The organism is Mycolicibacterium psychrotolerans, from assembly GCF_010729305.1.
In the GTDB taxonomy this organism is placed as follows: Bacteria; Actinomycetota; Actinomycetes; order Mycobacteriales; family Mycobacteriaceae; genus Mycobacterium; species Mycobacterium psychrotolerans.
Genome location: NZ_AP022574.1, coordinates 5085255 through 5104016 on the forward strand (window position 1 = coordinate 5085255; position 18762 = coordinate 5104016).

Below are 18762 nucleotides of genomic sequence, written 5' to 3' on the forward strand. Positions count from 1 at the left end.
GCCGCCGTGATCTGTTCACGGTTGATTGGTGCCGACGGTAGTCCGTGTTCATGTGTTCGTGCCACTGATTCGCCCGACCTGTTTTCAGTTCTTCACGGCGGATTGATCTACGGGTAACGCCTGCGCTCAGGCGTGGGCCACGGCTACGACGGCGGCAACGTCCGCACCCCTGGTTTGCAGAACGCGGACCGACTCCGCGGCGGTTGCCCCGGTGGTGACGATGTCGTCGACGAGGACGACGGCGCCGCTGACCGCGCGGACGAGCCGGATCCGGCCGGCGATGTTGGCCTGCCGGTCGGCGCTCGAGAGCCCGACGGAGTCACGGGTGAAGGTCTTCGTTCGCAGGGCCGGCACGACGGTCAGCCCGGGCAGGTCGCGGGCGGCGCGGCGGGCCAGGCCGGTCACCGGGTCGCCGCCGCGGCGGCGTGCGGACGAGCCGCGGGTGGGTGCGGGCACCAGGGTCAACGGTGGGTCGAGTACCCCCCAGGTGAGCATGTGATCGAGCGCGGCACGCAAGGCGTCGCCCAGCGGATCGAGCAGGTCGCTGCGGCCACGCTCCTTGAGGGCGACGATGGCCTGCCGTCGCGCTCCGGCGTACCGGCCGAGCGAGAGCACCGGCACGCCTGGGTCCAGCCGCGGGGTGATGAGGTGCGGCTCGTCGGGTTGGACGCTCATTTCCTGCGCGCACGCCGGGCACCACGCGGTGGCGGGGGCGCCACAGCCGCCGCACTGCAGAGGGAGGACCAGATCGAGCACGCTCACCGCTTCGGCACCCGTCGAACGTGCGTCCAGGGCGGCCCAGCGTCCGGATTCTCGCCCAGAGCGCACAGTCGTTGACGCCACGCCGTCGTCAGGCGGGCAATGACGCCGCCCTCGGAGTCGGCCGAGGTGACGCGGATGTCGTTCCAGCCGAGTTCGGTCACCGCATCGTGGCGGCGGATGCCCTTGTTGAACGCCTGACGCGTCGTGCGGTGGTGATCGCCCTCGTAGTCGAGCGCGATCATCATGCCCTCCCACCCCATGTCCAGCTCGGCTACCAATCCGCCGTAGGCGTCGTACACCGGGATCTGGGTCTGGGGTGGCGGAAAGTGATTGTCGACGACCATGAGCCGCAGGTGAGTCTCCTGCGGCGATTCCGCCCCCGCGTCGACGCGGTTCAGCGTCTGACGCGCCGCCCGGATGCCGCGGCGGCCCACGTATCGGTCGGCGAGAAGTTCGACGTCGGCGGGCTTCATCTTCGTGGCGCGGGCGAGAGCATCGATCAGTGCCACGGCACGGCGTTCGGAATACCGGCATGCAATGTCGAGTGCAGTGCGCTCGGGCGTCGTCACCCGCATCCCGCGGATCGTCACGATCTCGTCGTCGGCAACGCGATCGGACCACACACGCAGACCGCGCGGCGCTCTTCTGTTGTCCCACAGCACTTCCGGCGGCCGATTGGCGTCCACCCATCTCGCGCCGTGCACCGCTGCCGCCGATCGGCCGGCGACGACCCCCTCGCGACCGGTCCACAGGTAGGCCGCCTGGGCTCGACCGATCGCGCTCAGTTCGGCACCCGCGGGCGCATAGACACCCGGGAAGACGGCTTCGAAGTCCGTCCGGAGTCGGTGCCGCGTCAACCGTCCGGCGTCGAGCGCCTCACGACCAAGGAACGGCACTGCCATGCCGGAAGTGTGTCGACACCCACCGACATCAGATCAAAGCGTGCGCCGAGCGTGTGCTCATGGCGGCGGTTGCGCCGTCTGACCGCCCTCACCGCACGCTCGGCGCGCGCGGAGGCAGCGCGGGGCACTACGCCTGGACGATCGACTCTCCCTGCACGGTGATGTTCACCGGCTCGAGCGGCTTCTTGGCCGGGCCGTTGACGACCTGGCCGTCGAGGCTGAACTTGCTCCCATGGCACGGGCAGTCGATGGTGCCGTCGGCGACCTTGTTGACCAGGCACCCAGAGTGCGTGCACACCGCGGAGAACGCCTTGTACTCGCCGGCCGTCGGCTGGGTGACGACGGTCTTGCCGACGATCACCCCGGAACCCACCGGCACGTCGCCGGTCGTGGTCAGCGCCGCCCCGGCCGCCGCCGAAGACGACTCCGCGGACGAAGACGTCGATGACGAGGAATCCGATCCGCTCGAGCACGCCGCGAGCGCCGCGGCGGCCACTCCCACCCCGGCCCCGGCGAGCACCGTCTTGCGCGAAACAACGACCTCACTGACCTCATTGACGTCCATTCGGAACCCTTTCGTCGACGACCTGTCAGCCCGGCAGCACCGGCAGCGCGCCCGCTGCCATCAGCGGTCGGACCTCGGCCCACCCCGGGTCGCCTTCGGCGCCCGAGCCGGACAGCTGGAGTACGCCGCGTTCGTCGGCGACGTAGACGGCCGACGGGTTGGCGGCCACCGTGGTGACAGGCATCAGCAGGTTGCGGCTGGGCCCGTCGGAGTTCACCCCGTCGAGGTTGACGTAGGACACCGGATGCTGGGGGTCGGTGCGGCTGACCACGATGTCGTCGCCGGTGCGCCAGCCCAGCGACACCACGGTGTCGCCCAGCCCGTAGCCCAGCCGGCGCGGATAGGTCAGCGCGTAGCCGCCGCCGGGCGTCTGCTCGACACCGGCGAGCACCACGTGCCGGTCGATCACCATCGCCGCGCGGGTGCCGTCGCGGGAGAGCTGCAACTCGGTGATGACGCCCGGGAATTTGCCCGCCACGACCGTCGCGTCGACCGGGATGCGGGCCGGCTGACCGGACGCGTCCTGGATCACTCGGACCACGTTGATGCCGTCGACGACGACCCAGATCGCGTCGTCGAGCGCCCAGCTGGGCCGGGTCAGGCTGCGGCCGTCCATCGCCTGCGACGCGTTGCCGCCCAACGGTCCCACCCACAGCGACGACGCCATGTCGGGCGCTCCGGGCCGCATCGTGACGATCGACGCCACCTCCTGGCCGGTGCGGGACAGCGACGCCGCGGTCTGCCCCGGCATCGACCCGAACGAGCCCGGAACCCGCGGTGCGCGTTGGCCGTCCAGCGACACCAGCGAGCCGCCGACGAGGGCGTGCAGACCGGCCGCCGCGCCGTCCGCCGCCCCCGGGTCGGTCGCCGCGACGTCGCCGGTGTCCCAGCCTTCGGCGAAGCGGTCGTCGAGCGCGGCGCCGTCGGCGTTGATCACGTAGGGCCCGTTGATGCCGGCCCGCGACAGGGTCCAGATGAGTTGGGCGGCAAGCAGTTGCCTGCTGTGCGGGTCGGTGGTGGACAGGTTCTCGAGGTCGATGCGCGCCCCGCCGTAGCCCCGGCCCACCCCGGTCTTTCCGCCGTCGGCACGGGTCACCGGGTTCCGCAGGCGCAGCGGCGGGCCCAGCAGGTTGCGCACCGTCTTCTCCATCTCCGGGCGCGGTCCCGCGATCAGCTTGCTCACCAGTTCGGTTGCCAGCTGGTCGGGTTCGGAGACGGCGACGTAGCGGGGGTCGGGTACGACGGTCTTGCCGGTGGGGTCGGCGAAGTACAGGGTGCTGCGCTTGTAGGTGGACTGGAACTGCTGCCAGTCCAGGAACACGCCGTTGGGCAGCCGGTCGATGCGCCAGCCGCCGGATGTCTTGACCAGTTCGATCGCGCCCGGGTCGGGCAGCGCGCCCTCCCCTGTCTCGAACACGCCCATGTCCGACAGCGAGCCGAGGATGTCGGCCCGCATGCTCACCGAAACCCGATCGGGGGTCCGCGTTTCGACGAACACGACGTTGTCGATCAGCAGCGCGCTGCCTGCGTCGTCCCAGCCGCTCGACGCCGACTCGGTGAGGAACTGTCGCGCCGCGAGGTGTCGGTTGGCGGGATCGGCGGTGGCCTTGAGGAATTCGCGCAGCAGCACATCGGGATCCATGTCCGCGGTGGGCTTGGGCAGGCTCGGCGGGGCCGGCCGCTCGACGGTGCCGATCGCCTGCGGCGACGACGAACTGGGCACCCCGGCGCAGCCGGCCAGCACCAGCATCAGCGCCGAGAACAGCGCCGCGAAGGCCCGTGTCACACGCTTTCCCCTGCCGGTTCGCGCCGACGGGTGGGGACACCGGCGGGTTCGCCGATCGGTTTGACCGGCAGCGGGCTGCTGGTCACCTTGTGTCCCCGCACCAGCGGCAGCGTCAGCCGGAAGCAGGCGCCCTTACCTGGCTCGCCCCACGCTTCCAGCCGGCCCTGGTGGAGCCGCGCATCCTCGATGCTGATGGCCAGGCCCAGACCGGTCCCGCCGGAGCGGCGCACCCGGGACGGGTCGGCGCGCCAGAACCGGCTGAACACCAGCTTCTCCTCGCCGGGCCGCAGCCCGACGCCGTAGTCGCGCACCGTCACCGCAACGGTGTCGGCGTCGGCGGCCATCCGGATCCGCACCGGCTTGCGCTCGGCGTGGTCGATGGCGTTGGCGATCAGATTGCGCAGGATCCGCTCGACGCGGCGGGAGTCCACCTCGGCGATGATCTCGTCGCCGGGCAGGTCGACCATCAGGTCGACGTGCGCGTCCTCGGCGAGGTGCCCGACGTTGTCGAGCGCGCTGCGCACGATCGAGCGCAGGTCGACGGCTTCGACCGCGAGTTCGGCGACACCGGCGTCGTGGCGGGAGATCTCGAGCAGGTCGTTGAGCAGCGACTCGAACCGGTCGAGCTCGTTGACCATCAGCTCGGTGGAGCGGCGCAGCGCGGGGTCGAGTTCCTCGGCGTGATCGTGGATCAGGTCGGCGGCCATCCGCACCGTGGTCAGCGGGGTGCGCAGTTCGTGGCTGACGTCGGAGGTGAAGCGGCGCTGCAGGTTCCCGAACTCCTCGAGCTGGGTGATCTGACGCTGCAGGCTCTCGGCCATGTCGTTGAACGACACCGCCAGGCGGGCCATGTCGTCCTCGCCGCGCACCGGCATGCGTTCGCTCAGATGCCCTTCGGCGAAGCGTTCGGCGATCCGCGACGCCGACCGTACGGGCAGCACGATCTGGCGCGCCACCAGCAGTGCGATCGCGGCGAGCAGGCCGAGCAGCACCACGCCGCCGGTGGCCATGGTGCCGCGCACCAACGCGATCGTGGACTGCTCGTTGTTGAGCGGGAAGATCAGGTACAGCTCGAGGTTGGTGACGGGCGAGGACGTCGGGCTGCCGATGATCAGCGCCGGGCCGGAGAAGCCGTCGGTGTGCACGGTCGCGTACTGGTAGCTGACCTGGCCGGCTTTGACGAAATCGCGCAACGAGTTCGGGATCTGGTCGATCGGACCGGCCGCCGTCGCCGCGCGCGGCCCGTCGCCGGGGACGATGAGCACCGCGTCGAACGTGCCCGCCAGGCCCGCCCCGGCGTCGGCCTTGCGATCGATCAGCGTGTTGCGGGCCAGTTGCAGGCTGCTGTCGAGCGAGCGGGTCTCCTCACCGCCGACGATGCCGCTGACGGTGGTGCGGGCGCGCTCGATCTCCTCGGTCGCGGCGCCGACCTTCACCTCGAGGATGCGGTCGGTGATCTGGCTCGTCAGCACGAACCCGAGCACGAGGATGACGGCGAGCGACAACCCCAACGTCAACGTGACGACGCGCAACTGCAGGGAGCGCCGCCACGCCAGACTCATCGCCCGACCCAGCACACCCAGTCCGCGGATCAGTGGTGCCGACCGCCGGTGGATGCGCCGCCTCGAGCCGAAGATCACGGGGGTCCGGCCTTGTATCCCACTCCTCGAACGGTCAGCACCACCTGCGGGTTCTCCGGATCCTTCTCGACCTTGGCCCGCAGCCGCTGCACATGCACGTTCACCAAACGGGTGTCGGCGGGGTGGCGGTAACCCCACACCTGTTCGAGCAGCACATCACGAGTAAACACCTGGCGCGGTTTGCGTGCCAGCGCGACCAGCAGGTCGAACTCCAGCGGGGTCAGCGAGATCTGCTCGCCCTGCCGGGTCACCTTGTGCGCGGGCACGTCGATGTCGACGTCGGCGATGGAGAGCATCTCGGCGGGCTCGTCCTCGTTGCGGCGCAAACGTGCGCGCACGCGCGCGACCAGTTCCTTGGGTTTGAACGGCTTCATCACGTAGTCGTCGGCGCCGGACTCCAGGCCGAGCACCACGTCGACGGTGTCGGTCTTGGCGGTCAGCATGACGATCGGCACGCCGGAGTCCGCGCGCAGCACGCGGCACACGTCGATGCCGTTCATGCCTGGCAGCATCAGGTCGAGCAGCACCAGATCGGGCCGCAGTTCGCGCACGGCGGTCAGCGCCTGGGTGCCGTCACCGATGACCGCGGTGTCGAAGCCCTCACCGCGCAGCACGATGGTGAGCATCTCGGCCAGCGATGGGTCGTCGTCGACGACCAGGATCCTTTGCCTCATGGTGTCCATGGTGTCACCAGAAAGCGATAAACCCCGGTTACCACACGGGGCGTTTCGCTTCTCGACCGCCCCGGTGTGCCCGACGCGTCAGGCGCAGGCGGCGATGACGTCGCGCTGCTGGCTGATCGACTGGAGCACCTCGAACCCGATCTGCCGCACGCTGGCCATGACGGGGTTGCGCTCCAGACCGGTCGCGGCGGATTCGCGGCGCACCACCCAGCCCAGCGATTCGCTGCCGGCCAGCGCCGTGTAGGCCGCCTCGACCTCGGGGTCGGTGAACTCCGACGACGCCAGTGCGAGCACCAGCTGCTTGCGTGAATACTCCACGCCGTCAGCGTCTTTGACGACCGGATTGGTCCACCAGTGGTCGAAGGGAATCCGCGAGCCGCGGTCGATGTGCCCGCCGTCGCGGGTGCGGATCGGCGCCGGCGGATACAAGCTGAGCTTGGGCACGAACTCGCCGCAGCGCTTGGAGCCGGTGCGGATCTTCATCAGGGTCAGGCACGCGGCCGACGCCGCGGTCTTGGGGTTGAGCGCCCCGGCGGTGTCCACCCAGGTGAAGTCCTGCCGCACACCGAGCTCGTCGATCAGCGCGCGGGTCGTGGCGCCCTGGTGCACCAGACGGCGGATGTGGGCGGCCAGCTCGCGCGCTTCGAGCACCCTGCCCTGGTCGAATCGCTCCCCCGCGTACCAAAGGGCGGCGACGAGCTCGTCGAACCGCGCCATCACTTCGGCCTGCGTACGAGTGTGAACGACCATGAAAACCCCCGTGCTCTGCGTCGCTGTGCGACGTCCCCGCACGGAGCGTACGTCGGGGAACCGGGTTTCGTCCCGCTAACCGGATCCGGTCAGCAACCGCTGCGCCAGCGCGGCCGCGTCGACGTCGGGGGGAACCACGACCCACGGGCCACCCCAGTGCGCCGCGGCGAGCCCGGCGTAGACCGCTCCGGTGCGTCGTTGCAGGCCGTCGTCGCGCTCGTAGGCGTCTCGGGTGCGGTCGGCGTCGGCGGCCTCCCGGCTGGCGGCGCGCTGCGCGGCGAGTTCGGTCGGCACGTCGAGCAGCACCTGCCGGTCGGGGGCCGGCAATCCCAGACGTCGGTATTCGAGCTCGTGCACCCAGGCGACGACGTCGCCGTCGGCGTCCTGGTGCAGCCGCGCCGCGCTGTAGGCGGCGTTGGACGCGACGTAGCGGTCCAGGAGCACCACCCCGTGCGTCGCGGTGAGCTGGGCGATCTGGTCGCGCGCGCCTGCGCGGTCCATCGCGAACAGCACCGCCATCGCGTAGACGGAGTCGGCCAGGTCGCCGTGCCGGCCGTGCAGCGCCTCGGCCGCCAGGTCGGCGGGCACCGATACGCCATATCGGGGAAAAGCCAGGTCAGCGACGGAGTGGCCGTGGGACTCGAACGCGGCGCGCAACCCGTTGGTCAGCGTGCGCTTGCCCGCGCCGTCGACGCCCTCGATGACGATGAGCACCCGATGAGCCTAATCCCGGGTGGCGGGTGCCCCGCAGGTGATAGTGATTCACCGTGGTGATCGGCGACGGCCAGATGCACGACTGGGCGCTGGGCGGGATCTTCGTCAATTCCCAGGCGCGGCTGTGGCGCCCGATGATCTACCGGCAGCTCGGCCTGGTCTGATCCGTGTTCATGGCGCAGACACCTCGGCGTCGTCCGCCGCTGCTACGGCTAGGGGTCATGCGCACTCTTGCCGTAATGGTCGCGTCGGTCGTACTGGCCGGTTTCTTCGGGTCCGCGCCCGCCGCCGCGGCCGCGACCGACTTCGATCTGCAGGCCCACCGCGGCGGCCGCGGCGAGACCACCGAGGAGTCGCTCCGCGCGTTCGCCAAGGCGCTCGAACTCGGCGTGACCACTCTGGAACTCGACATCGTGCTGTCCCGGGACGGCCACCCGATGGTGTGGCACGATCCCGTGATCCAGGCGGACAAGTGCACCGACACCGCGCCCGCCTCTCCTGATGATCCGCAATACCCCTACGTCGGCAAGCTGGTGTGGGAGCTGACTTCTGCTCAACTGCACACCCTGGACTGCGGAAAGCTGTTGTCGGGCTTCCCCCAGGCCGAGGTGGTCAAGGGCAACAAGATCGCCACGCTGCCCGAGGTGTTCGCACTCGCCGACTCCTACCGGGCGGGTGTCCGCTACAACATCGAGACCAAGATCGAGGCCGACAAACCCGAGATGTCGGCGCCGCCGGCCCTGTTCGTCGACGTCATCCTCGCGGCGGTGCGTGCCGCGGGGAAGCAGGATCTGGTCGAGATCCAGAGCTTCGACTGGCGCACCCTGCCGCTGGTGCGCGCCGCCGCACCGTCGATCCCCCGGGTCGCCCTGTGGGACGAGACGACTTTCGTGCCCGGCTCGGCGTGGCTCAACGGCATCGATCCCGCGGTCATCGGTGATCCGATCATCGCGGCGACCCTCGTCGGCGCGAACATCCTGTCGCCGGGCTACTCCGTGCCCTACGGCCAGGTTCCCGGTGATCCCGGTTTCGCGTTGGTGGCCGACGCCGAATTCGTCTCCCGCGCCCATGGTCTCGGATTGACGGTGATCCCCTGGACCATCAACGACCCCGGGGCCATGCGCGCGCAGATCGCCGCGGGCGCCGACGGCATCATCACCGATTACCCGACGCGCCTGCGGGCGGTGATGGCCGAGCTGGGCATGCCGCTACCGCCGGCCTACCGTCCGGTCTGACGCGACCTTTCGGCGGTGCTGGCTGTTGCCTAGTTGATCTCGTAGGACTGCAGCACCACGGTGTCGCGCGGCGGGTCCAGGAACACCCGCGTGCTCTTCCGGCCTGGCGAGAACGCCATGTTCAGTTCGACGCCGGTACGGAACGGCCCGGGCGGCACGTCGGCCTCGAGCGCTTTCTGCACCGCGGGGTGCTGCGTCGACTGCTCCGAATCATGCTGTCGCAGCAATGATTCCGTCGTCGGCGGGGTGACGCGCACGACGGCGTCGATCCACACCGCCGTCGCACGCGAAGCGTCTCCGGCGTTGTCCCAGCGGATCCACGACGCCGACACCGGCGCCCCGAGCGCGGGAAAGGTGCGCGCGAGTTCTTCGGTGTCGTGCCGGACCTCCATCACGGGCCGGGTGGCGGTGCCCTCGGGTTCCTCGGGCGACGGATGGGCACACCCGGTCAGCGCCAGCAGCAGCGCCACCAACGCGAAACGGGCGCGCACAACGACACTCAGTGTCGCCGCGCGCGCCCGGTCCGTCATGTCAGTAGCGGTAGTGCTCCGGCTTGTACGGGCCTTCCACGTCCACACCGATGTACTCGGCCTGCTCCTTGGTGAGGCGGGTCAGCGTGCCGCCGAGCGCCTCGACGTGGATCTTGGCGACCTTCTCGTCGAGGTGCTTGGCCAGCCGGTAGACCTCGTTGTCGTACTCGTCGTTCTTGGTCCACAGCTCGATCTGGGCGATCACCTGGTTGGAGAAGCTGTTGCTCATCACGAACGACGGGTGGCCGGTGGCGTTGCCCAGATTGAGCAGCCGGCCCTCGGACAGCACGATGATGGAGTGGCCGTCGGGGAAGACGAACTCGTCGACCTGCGGCTTGATGTTGATCCGGCGGATGTCGGGGTCCCGCTCCAGACGCGCCATCTCGATCTCGTCGTCGAAGTGACCGATGTTGCCCAGGATCGCCTGGTGCTTCATCGACCGCATGTGCTCGAGGGTGATGATCCCCTGGTTGCCGGTGGCGGTGATGATGATGTCGGCCCAGCCCACGGCCTCTTCGACCGTCTTGACCTCGAAGCCGTCCATCAGCGCCTGCAGGGCGTTGATCGGGTCGATCTCGGTGACCGCGACTCGCGCGCCCTGCGCTTTGAGCGCCTCCGCGCAGCCCTTGCCGACGTCGCCGTACCCGCAGACGAGGGCGGCCTTGCCGCCGATGAGGACGTCGGTGCCGCGGTTGATGCCGTCGATCAGCGAGTGCCGGGTGCCGTACTTGTTGTCGAACTTGCTCTTGGTGACGGAGTCGTTGACGTTGATCGCCGGGAACGCCAGCTCGCCGGAGGCGGCGAACTGGTACAGCCGCAGCACGCCGGTGGTGGTCTCCTCGGTGACGCCCTTGACCGACTCGGCGATCGTCGTCCACTTGGTCTTGTCGGACTCCAGCGAGCGCCGCAGCAGATTCAGGAAGACCTTGTACTCGTCGGAGTGCTCGTCCTCCTCCGGCGGCACCACGCCGGCCTTCTCGAACTGCGCTCCGCGCAGCACCAGCATGGTGGCGTCGCCGCCGTCGTCGAGGATCATGTTCGCGGGCTCGCCCGGCCAGGTGAGCATCTGCTCGGCGGCCCACCAGTACTCCTCGAGCGTCTCGCCCTTCCACGCGAACACCGGGATGCCCTTGGGCTCCTCGGGTGTGCCGTGCGGTCCGACGACGACGGCCGCGGCCGCGTGGTCCTGGGTGGAGAAGATGTTGCAGGACGCCCATCGAACTTCGGCGCCGAGAGATGTCAGGGTCTCGATCAGCACGGCGGTCTGGACGGTCATGTGCAGCGAGCCGGAGACCCGGGCGCCCTTGAGCGGCTGAACCTCGGCGTACTCGCGGCGCAGCGTCATCAGGCCGGGCATCTCGTGCTCGGCGAGCCGGATCTCTTTGCGGCCGAACTCGGCCAGCGACAGGTCGGCGACCTTGAAGTCGATGCCGTTGCGGACGTCTGCGGTCAGTGTCGGTGCAGTCATATATAGAGCCCCTTTTTGAATCGTCATGTTTGCCTCGGGACGCACCACTGTGCGCCGGCGACACACTCAGCCTGCGGGCTCGCGGGACAGGCGCTCGTCGTCCGTTTTTCAACAGCGGAGACGCACTGCCAGCTGAGAGGTATCCACAACACCCTAGCGGGCGGGCGATGCCGCCTCCAATTCGCCCCGGCCGAGCACGGGCCGCTATCCGGACTCGATGACCCCGTAGCGCTCGGCGAACGGCGTCATCAGCCGGGCCAGGTCCCGCGCCACGTCGTGGTCGGCCTCGGGCGGCATCGAGATGTAGCTCATCGCCAGCCGGACGATCGCCCGGGCCAGCACGCCGGCGTCCTCTTCGCTGCAGCGCACCCAGCTCGTCATGAACAGCTGGGTCAGCCGTGCCGAGCAGTGCGTGATGATCGGCGCGCTGTCGGTGGTGATGATCTGCAGCAGGTCGGGTTTGGACGTGCCGGTCAGCAGTGAGATCACCAGCGGGTCGGCGGCCGATTCGGTGAAGAAGTCGCGGAAGCCCTGCAGGAACGCCGCGTACACGTCGCCGACGTTGTCGATGATCGCACCCTGGATCTGGCCGACCAGGCGGTCGGCCAGCCGCAGCGCATACCCCTGGGCCAGGCCCTGCCGGGAACCGAACTCGTTGTAGATGGTCTGCCGGCTGATGCCGGCGGCCTTGGCGACATCGGACAGCGTGATCGCCGACCAGTCGCGGGTGAGCAGCAACTCGCGCATGCCGTCGAGGATCGAATCGCGCAGCAGGACCCGCGACGCCTCGGCGTAGGTGATGCGCTTGTCGTTGGTCCCGCTCACACGCGCGACTGTAACGGTCACGGCCGCACGACCTCCACCATGTCGAAGTCCGACTTGGCCGCGCCGCAGTCGGGGCAGCTCCAGTCGTCGGGGATGTCGTCCCAGCGGGTGCCCGGGGCGATGCCGTCCTCGGGCCAGCCCTTGGCCTCGTCGTACTCGAAGCCGCACTGCACGCAGACGAACAGCTTGAATGGGTTGGTCTGCTCTTCGCGCAAGCGCTCATCGCTGCTCATTGATTCACTCCCATCGGTTCGAAATCGACTTTCTCGCGGACCGCACAGTCGGGGCAGCACCAGTCGTCGGGGATGTCGTCCCACGCCGTTCCTGCCGGAAACCCTTCGCGCGGAGCGCCTTTGGCTTCGTCATAGACGTAGTCGCAGCCGGGGCAGCGATAGGCGCTCACGCGCTGTCTCCATACTTGGCCAGCACCTTGTCACGCACCCGCGGATGGATGTTCACCCGGGTGATGTCGCCGTCGTAGTGGTCGAGCACCCGGTGGTCCATCACCTTGCGCCACAGCGGCGGGAAGTACGTCAGCCCGATCATCGACGCGTAGCCGCTGGGCAGGTTCGGCGCACCCTTCATGCTGCGCAACGTCTGGTAGCGCCGGGTCGGATTGGCGTGGTGATCACTGTGCCGCTGCAGGTGATACAGGAACAGGTTGGTCACGATGTGGTCGGAGTTCCAGCTGTGCACCGGGGCGCAGCGTTCGTAGCGGCCGTTCTCGTTCTTCTGCCGCAGCAGCCCGTAGTGCTCGAGGTAGTTCACCGTCTCCAGCAGGCTGAAACCGAACACTGCGGAGATCAGGATGTAGGGAATCAGCCCGACGCCGAACACGGCGATCAGGATGCCGTAGAACACCACCGACATCGCCCACGCATTGAGCACGTCGTTGGACCAGTGCCACTTACTCTTGCCGGCGCGCTCGAGCCGCTTGGCCTCCAACTCCCAGGCCGAGCGCAGGCTGCCGAAGACGCTGCGGGGCAGGAACTCCCAGAACGTCTCGCCGAACCGCGCACTCGCCGGATCCTCCGGGGTCGCGACGCGGACGTGGTGGCCGCGGTTGTGCTCGATGTAGAAGTGGCCGTAGAAGGTCTGCGCGAGGGTGATCTTGCTCAGCCACCGCTCCAGCGAGTCCTTCTTGTGCCCCATCTCGTGCGCGGTGTTGATGCCCACACCGCCGAGCACGCCCACCGACAGCGCCACGCCGATCTTCGCCGGCCACGGCAGCGCGCCGTCGAAGCCGAGCCAGCTCAGGTCCGACGCGGTGAACAGGTAGGCGCCCAGGATGACACTGGCGTACTGGAACGGGATGTAGATGTAGGTGCAGTAGCGGTAGTACTTGTCGTTCTCGAGCCGCTCCATCACCTCGTCGGGCGGGTTCTGGCCGTCCGGACCGAACTTCAGGTCCAGGGTGGGCAGCAGGATGTAGAGGAGGATCGGGCCGATCCACAGCGGCACCTGCGCCGCGCCGTGCCAGCCCCAGTGGTTGAACGCCCACACCAGCGGCAGCATGACGAACAGCGCCGTCGGCGCGATCAGACCCATCAGCCACAGGTAGCGCTTCTTGTCGCGCCATTCCTCGACCTCTGGGCCCTGTGGGCCTCCCTGCAATTCCTGTGTGGTCACCCGTTGCCTCCTTGCTGTGAGTGCGATCACCAACTCGGATTGACTATAGAGCTGATTTTGTCGCCTGTCTAGACAGTAAGGCTTGTTTTGTAAAGAGAACCTCTTCCCGCGAGCGCGCGCGTCTGTACATCCTCGCCCCGCGTGTCGCGTGCCGTAGCGCGCGCTCGCGCGCGGCGAGCGCGCTCAGAAAGTCAGGCCGACGGAAAGTCGGCGCCACGGGACAACGTCTCGCCGGCGCGGATGTCGGAGAGCCGCTCCTCCAGCGCTCCGACGGCGGCGTCGAACCCGGCACTGCCGAGCACCAGCCGCTTCGGGGGTGGGTCCTGCGCCACCGCGGCGATGACCGCGCGGACCCCGCGGCGAGGGTCACCGGGCTGGTTGCCGTCCTCGGCGATCATCGTCGCGCGCACCTGCTCGAGCAGGTCCCGGTAGGCGCTGACGGATTCGGTGACGGGTTCGTCGGCGAAGCCGGCGTAGGCCCGTGTGCGGAACGCTCCCGGCTCGACCGCCATCACGCCGATGCCCTGGGGCGCAACCTCCTGCCGCAGGACGTCGGTGACGGCCTCGATCGCGAATTTCGTTGCGCTGTAATAGCCGAACCCGGCCACACCCTGCAGGCCGGCCACCGACGACACGTTGACGATCTGCCCGCTGCCCCGGGCCCGCATGCCGGGCAGGACGGCCCGGGTCACCGACAGCACGGCGAAGAAGTTCAGCTCGAACATGGTTCGGACGGCCGCCTCGTCCATCCCCTCGATCGAGCCGTACCAGCCGCGGCCGGCGTTGTTGACCAGCACGTCGATGCTCCCGAAGTGCTCCTCGGCGGTACGGACGGCCCGCTGCACCTGCTGGGCTTGTATGACGTCGAGCGGGACGACGAGCACCCGGTCACCGAATGCCTGCGCCCACTCCGTCAACTCCTCGACGCGCCGCGCGGTGAGGACCACCCGGTCGCCGACCTCGAGAGCCGCCTCCGCGAAGGCCATGCCGAACCCGCCCGGCGTCCCGCCGGTGATGAACCAGTTTCTCGTCATGGCCCCACCGTGCGGCCTCTCCCGGGGAGAGGGTCAAGCGCGCTCGAGCGCGACGAGCGCGCGTCTACTGCCAGCGACAGCGGCGTGTCGATGTACAGACGCGCGCGCTCGCCGAAAAAGGAGAGTCAGGTGCGGCGGCCGACGAGTGAGTGCCGCCTGCCGTAGAGGAAGTACACCACCACGCCGATCGCCATCCAGATCAGGAACCGGATCCACGTCAGCCCGGTCAGGTTCAGCATCAGCCACACACACGCGATGATCGACAGCACCGGCAGCACCGGCACCCACGGCGCCCGGAACCCGCGCGGCAGGTCCGGCCGGGTCCGCCGCAACACCAGCACCCCCGCCGACACCAGCACGAACGCGAACAGCGTGCCGATGTTCACCATCTCCTCGAGCTTGCCGATCGGGAACACCGTCGCGGTGACCGCGACGACCGCGCCCACGATCAGCGTGATCCGCACCGGTGTTCCGTGCCTGCCGGTCTTGGCCAGCTGACGCGGCATCAAGCCGTCGCGCGACATCGCGAACAGCACCCGCGTCTGCCCCAGCACCAGAACGATCACCACGGTGGTCAGCCCGGCCAGCGCGCCGATCGAGATCACCTTCGCCGCCCAGTCGACCCCGTTCAGAGCGAACGCCGTCGCCAGGTTCTGCGTCTCGGCGTCGCGCAATTCCTTGTAGCTGACCATCCCCGACACCACGACGGTGACGGCGACGTAGAGCACGGTGACGATGCCCAGCGAGGCCAGGATGCCGCGCGGCACGTCGCGCTGCGGGTTCTTCGTCTCCTCGGCCGTGGTGGCGACGATGTCGAAGCCGATGAACGCGAAGAACACGATCGACGCCCCGGCCAGCAGCCCGTACCAGCCGTAGTGGCTGCCTTCGGCGCCGGTCAGCAGCGAGAACAGCGATTGCTCGGTGCCCGAACCGCCGCCGCCCGCTTCGGCGGGCGGGATGAACGGCGTGTAGTTCTGGGTCTTGATGTAGAACGCGCCGACGATCACGACGAGCAGCACCACCGCGACCTTCACCGCGGTGATCGCGAGGCTGACGCCGGCGGAGAGCTTGGTGCCGTAGGCCAGGATCGCGGTGACGAACGCGATGATCAACAGGGCACCCCAATCCACTTCCAGCCCAGCGACATTCGCGACGCCACCGCCGAAACCGAACACAGTGCCCAGGTAGCTCGACCAGCCTTTGGCGACGACCGCCGCCGCGACGGCGAACTCGAGGATCAGGTCCCAGCCGATGATCCACGCGACGAACTCGCCGAACGTCGCGTAGGAGAACGTGTACGCGCTGCCCGCGACCGGGACGGTGGAGGCGAATTCGGCGTAACACAGCGCGGCGAGCCCGCAGGCGATCGCGGCGATGATGAACGAGATCGAGATCGCCGGACCGGTGAGGTTGGCCGCCGTCGACGCGGTGATCGTGAAGATGCCGGCGCCGATCACCACGGACACGCCGAAGACGGTGAGGTCCCACCAGGTCAGGTCCTTGCGGAGCCGGGTGTCGGGCTCGTCGGTGTCGGCGATCGACTGCTCCACCGACTTGGTCCGCCTTCTGTTGGTGGCCGGTGCCGCCGACTCCTGCGTCATCAACGTCCTCGTTTCGTCATCGTCTGTGCGGGCAATGTACCCACTACTCCCCTTAAAGTGACCTCCAATGGCAGGCCTCATGACACAGAGTGCAGAACACGCGATCGTCGTCGGCGCCAGCCTCGGCGGGCTGTGCGCCGCCCGGGTCCTCTCCGATGTCTTCGACCGGGTGACGATCTTCGAGCGCGACGAGCTTCCCGACGGGCCGGCCAACCGACCGGCCGTGCCGCAGGGCCGCCATGTACACCTGCTGATGGCGCGCGGCGCGCAGGAGTTCGAGTCGCTGTTCCCCGGATTGCTCGACGACATGGTCGCCGCCGGCGTGCCGATCCTGGAGAACCGGCCGGACTGCATCCACTTCGGAGCGGCGGGTCATGTGCTGGGCACCCAGCACCGGCTGCAGAACGAGTTCACCGCCTACGTGCCGAGCCGACCGCATCTGGAGTGGCAGATCCGCCGCCGCGTCCTCGACATCGCTAACGTGACGCTGGTCGGCGAAGGCGTCGACGAGCCGGTCTACGACGGACGCCGGGTGACCGGGGTGACGGTGGCCGGGTCGACGGTCGACGCGGATCTGGTGGTCGACGCGACAGGGCGCGGCACCCGGTTGCCGGTGTGGTTGGAGCAGTGGGGTTTTGCGCGTCCGCCGGAAGACACCGTGAACGTCGGCATCGGCTACGCCACGCACCAGGTGCGCATTCCGGAGGGGCTGTTCGCCGAGAAGGTCGTTGTCGCCGGGGCGTCACGCGAGCAGCCGGTGGGCCTTGGCATGCTCTACTACGAGGACGGCACCTGGGGCCTGACGACGTTCGGTATCGCAAAAGTGGAGCCGCCCAAGGATTTCGACGGCATGTGCGCGCTGGCCGACGAGATCCTGCCCACGCACGTCAGTTCCGCGCTGCGCCAGGGTGAGCCGATCGGCGACGTGGCGTTTCACAAGTACCCGACCAGCCGGTGGCGTCGCTACGACAAGCTCGATCGGTTCCCGGACGGCATCATGCCGTTCGGCGATGCGGTAGCGAGCTTCAATCCGACCTTCGGGCAGGGCATGACGATGACGTCGCTGCAGGCGGGTCATCTGCAGCGTGCGCTGCGGGAGCCCGGTGAGAGCCTGGGCCTGACGTTCGCGAAGGCCACCGCGAAGACGACATGGCCCGTGTGGACGATGAACGCGATCGGCGATCTGGTGCTGCACCGGGCCGAGGGCTCGATGCCGTGGTGGTACCGCCCGGTCGGGTCACTGTTCGACCAGTTCCTCGGCGCTGCTGAGACGGATCCTGTTCTCGCAGAGTGGTTTCTGCGCCGGTTCAGCCTCCTCGACAACCTGTACATGGTGCCGTCGGCCAAGCTGGTCGGCCGCACGGTCCGTCACAACATGCGGCTGTGGGCCGCCGAGAGGCGCGGCAGAACTAGATCCCGACGGTCACCCGGAACAGTCGCGTCGGCTCCTGCGACATCAGCCTGATCGGACCTTCGTCGGCGGCCACCCACGCCGCCGCCCCGCGCTGCAATGTCACCGCCGACGCCTTGGCGTGCACGGTCGCAGCGCCCTGGGTGCACAGCAGGATCTGCGGGCCGTCGTGGCGGGTGGGCGCGTCGATCTCGTGGCCCAGTTGCTCCCCGTCGACCGTCAGCACCGACACCGCGAATTCCGGTGCAGGCGTCGGGTAGACGAGTTCGGCCCCGTCGCGCACGGAGTCGGGATGCACGATGATGTCCACGGCCGGGGTGAAGTCGAGCACGCGGAGCAGTTCGGGCACGTCGACGTGCTTGGGGGTCAGCCCGCCGCGAAGAACGTTGTCCGAGTTGGCCATCACCTCGACTCCGACGCCCGACAGGTATGCGTGCAGGTTGCCGGCGGGCAGGTAGATCGCCTCACCGGGCCGCAGCGAGAGCCGGTTGAGCAGCATCGAGGCGAGCACGCCGGCGTCGCCGGGATACCGCTCGCCCAGTTCGAGCACGGTCTTGGCCTCGCGGGCGAATTCCTGTTCGCCGGAACGCAGGTAGTTGATCGCGCCGTCGAGCACGGCGGGCACCAGAACATCCAGATCGGGTTGCGGGAAGGTGATCCAGGTCGTGAACAGCGCCCGCAACCCGTCGGCGTCGGACTGCCCGGCGAGCAGGTTGATGAACGGATCGAGAGCGGGCACGCCCAGCGCGCGCATCAACGTCACCGACCGGTCAGCGGGTGCGAACCCCGCCAGCGCCTCGAACTGGCTGAGCGCCACGATGATCTCGGGCTTGTGGCTGCGGTCGCGGTAGTTGCGGTCCGGCGCGTTGACCGGGATGCCCATCCGGTCCTCGCGGGCGAAGCCCTCGACGGCCTGCTCGGTGCTGGGGTGGGCCTGCAGTGAGAGCGGCTCGTCGGCGGCGAGCACCTTGACCAGGAACGGCAGCGAGTCGCCGAACCGCCCGCGAACCACCTGTCCCAGTTCGCCTTCGGGGTCGGCGCGCAGCGCGTCGAGCAGCGAGCGGTCCCCGTCGTCGGTCTGCAGATGTGCCGGGTCCCCCGGATGCGCCCCGAACCACAACTCCGCCTCCGGATGCGGTGTCGGACTCGGCGCCCCCGTGAATTCGGCTATCGCGGTTCTCGAACCCCACGCGTAGGGTCGCACCGCACCCCTGAGCAGATGCACTG

The 18762-nt window shown here is 68.8% G+C and carries 19 protein-coding genes; 2 read left to right on the forward strand and 17 right to left on the reverse strand.

The window, feature by feature from the left end; genetic code table 11:
- Window positions 1–126: 126 nt before the first annotated feature.
- From G6N45_RS24595 to G6N45_RS24630, 8 genes are all read right to left on the reverse strand, one after another.
- Window positions 127–756 carry a ComF family protein gene (locus G6N45_RS24595; protein WP_163729020.1) on the reverse strand — a complete coding sequence of 210 codons (630 nt, stop codon included), beginning with the start codon at window positions 754–756 and terminating at the stop codon, window positions 127–129.
- Between the two features lie 2 nt (window positions 757–758).
- A complete protein-coding gene (locus tag G6N45_RS24600; RefSeq protein WP_163726022.1) occupies window positions 759–1664 on the reverse strand; it encodes a type IV toxin-antitoxin system AbiEi family antitoxin in 906 nt (301 codons plus the stop codon).
- Between the two features lie 127 nt (window positions 1665–1791).
- Window positions 1792–2229 carry a QcrA and Rieske domain-containing protein gene (locus tag G6N45_RS24605; RefSeq protein WP_163726025.1) on the reverse strand — a complete coding sequence of 146 codons (438 nt, stop codon included), beginning with the start codon at window positions 2227–2229 and terminating at the stop codon, window positions 1792–1794.
- A gap of 25 nt (window positions 2230–2254) precedes the next feature.
- Window positions 2255–4015, reverse strand: a complete 1761-nt coding sequence (lpqB, locus tag G6N45_RS24610; RefSeq protein ID WP_163726028.1) for an MtrAB system accessory lipoprotein LpqB — start codon at window positions 4013–4015, stop codon at window positions 2255–2257.
- The gene (gene mtrB, locus G6N45_RS24615; protein WP_163726031.1) at window positions 4012–5655 is read right to left on the reverse strand and encodes an MtrAB system histidine kinase MtrB; all 1644 of its coding nucleotides are present in this window, start codon (window positions 5653–5655) and stop codon (window positions 4012–4014) included. Before mtrB ends, lpqB begins: the two co-directional genes overlap by 4 nt.
- Window positions 5652–6338, reverse strand: a complete 687-nt coding sequence (mtrA, locus tag G6N45_RS24620) for a two-component system response regulator MtrA (protein ID WP_040540373.1) — start codon at window positions 6336–6338, stop codon at window positions 5652–5654. The genes mtrB and mtrA overlap by 4 nt, the downstream gene beginning before the upstream one ends.
- 78 nt (window positions 6339–6416) lie before the next feature.
- Window positions 6417–7088 carry a hypothetical protein gene (locus G6N45_RS24625; RefSeq protein WP_163726034.1) on the reverse strand — a complete coding sequence of 224 codons (672 nt, stop codon included), beginning with the start codon at window positions 7086–7088 and terminating at the stop codon, window positions 6417–6419.
- A 75-nt stretch (window positions 7089–7163) separates the two neighbouring features.
- On the reverse strand, window positions 7164–7802 hold the full coding sequence (locus G6N45_RS24630; protein WP_163726038.1) for a dTMP kinase: 639 nt from the start codon (window positions 7800–7802) through the stop codon (window positions 7164–7166).
- A 239-nt stretch (window positions 7803–8041) separates the two neighbouring features.
- Between G6N45_RS24630 and G6N45_RS24635 the strand changes: the two genes are divergently transcribed.
- Window positions 8042–9037 carry a glycerophosphodiester phosphodiesterase gene (locus tag G6N45_RS24635; protein WP_163726041.1) on the forward strand — a complete coding sequence of 332 codons (996 nt, stop codon included), beginning with the start codon at window positions 8042–8044 and terminating at the stop codon, window positions 9035–9037.
- Between the two features lie 29 nt (window positions 9038–9066).
- Here the strand turns inward: G6N45_RS24635 and G6N45_RS24640 are convergent, their stop codons facing one another.
- The 8 genes from G6N45_RS24640 to G6N45_RS24675 form a co-directional block, all read right to left on the reverse strand.
- Complete coding sequence (locus G6N45_RS24640; RefSeq protein WP_246228783.1) at window positions 9067–9567, reverse strand: hypothetical protein; 501 nt, start codon at window positions 9565–9567, stop codon at window positions 9067–9069.
- Between the two features lies 1 nt (window position 9568).
- Window positions 9569–11035 carry an adenosylhomocysteinase gene (ahcY, locus tag G6N45_RS24645; protein WP_057146750.1) on the reverse strand — a complete coding sequence of 489 codons (1467 nt, stop codon included), beginning with the start codon at window positions 11033–11035 and terminating at the stop codon, window positions 9569–9571.
- A 204-nt stretch (window positions 11036–11239) separates the two neighbouring features.
- Window positions 11240–11860 (reverse strand): TetR family transcriptional regulator AlkX, encoded by a 621-nt coding sequence (gene alkX / locus G6N45_RS24650; protein WP_057146751.1) that lies wholly within the window; start codon window positions 11858–11860, stop codon window positions 11240–11242.
- A 17-nt stretch (window positions 11861–11877) separates the two neighbouring features.
- Window positions 11878–12093: a rubredoxin gene (locus tag G6N45_RS24655; RefSeq protein WP_163726043.1), complete on the reverse strand. Its 216-nt coding sequence runs from the start codon at window positions 12091–12093 to the stop codon at window positions 11878–11880.
- Window positions 12090–12263: a rubredoxin gene (locus tag G6N45_RS24660; protein WP_163726047.1), complete on the reverse strand. Its 174-nt coding sequence runs from the start codon at window positions 12261–12263 to the stop codon at window positions 12090–12092. The genes G6N45_RS24655 and G6N45_RS24660 overlap by 4 nt, the downstream gene beginning before the upstream one ends.
- Complete coding sequence (locus G6N45_RS24665; RefSeq protein ID WP_246229193.1) at window positions 12260–13408, reverse strand: alkane 1-monooxygenase; 1149 nt, start codon at window positions 13406–13408, stop codon at window positions 12260–12262. Before G6N45_RS24665 ends, G6N45_RS24660 begins: the two co-directional genes overlap by 4 nt.
- 272 nt (window positions 13409–13680) lie before the next feature.
- Entirely contained in the window at window positions 13681–14523 is an 843-nt protein-coding gene (locus G6N45_RS24670) for an SDR family NAD(P)-dependent oxidoreductase (RefSeq protein ID WP_163726050.1), read from the reverse strand.
- Window positions 14524–14648: 125 nt separating this feature from the next.
- Window positions 14649–16124 (reverse strand): APC family permease, encoded by a 1476-nt coding sequence (locus G6N45_RS24675; protein WP_163726053.1) that lies wholly within the window; start codon window positions 16122–16124, stop codon window positions 14649–14651.
- Between the two features lie 79 nt (window positions 16125–16203).
- Between G6N45_RS24675 and G6N45_RS24680 the strand changes: the two genes are divergently transcribed.
- Window positions 16204–17589, forward strand: coding sequence for an FAD-dependent oxidoreductase (locus G6N45_RS24680; protein ID WP_163726056.1), 1386 nt, complete (start codon window positions 16204–16206; stop codon window positions 17587–17589).
- On the opposite strand, the gene manA is transcribed toward G6N45_RS24680, so the two are convergent.
- Window positions 17534–18760 (reverse strand): mannose-6-phosphate isomerase, class I, encoded by a 1227-nt coding sequence (manA, locus tag G6N45_RS24685; protein ID WP_163726059.1) that lies wholly within the window; start codon window positions 18758–18760, stop codon window positions 17534–17536. The genes G6N45_RS24680 and manA overlap by 56 nt on opposite strands.
- Between the last annotated feature and the right edge of the window lie 2 nt (window positions 18761–18762).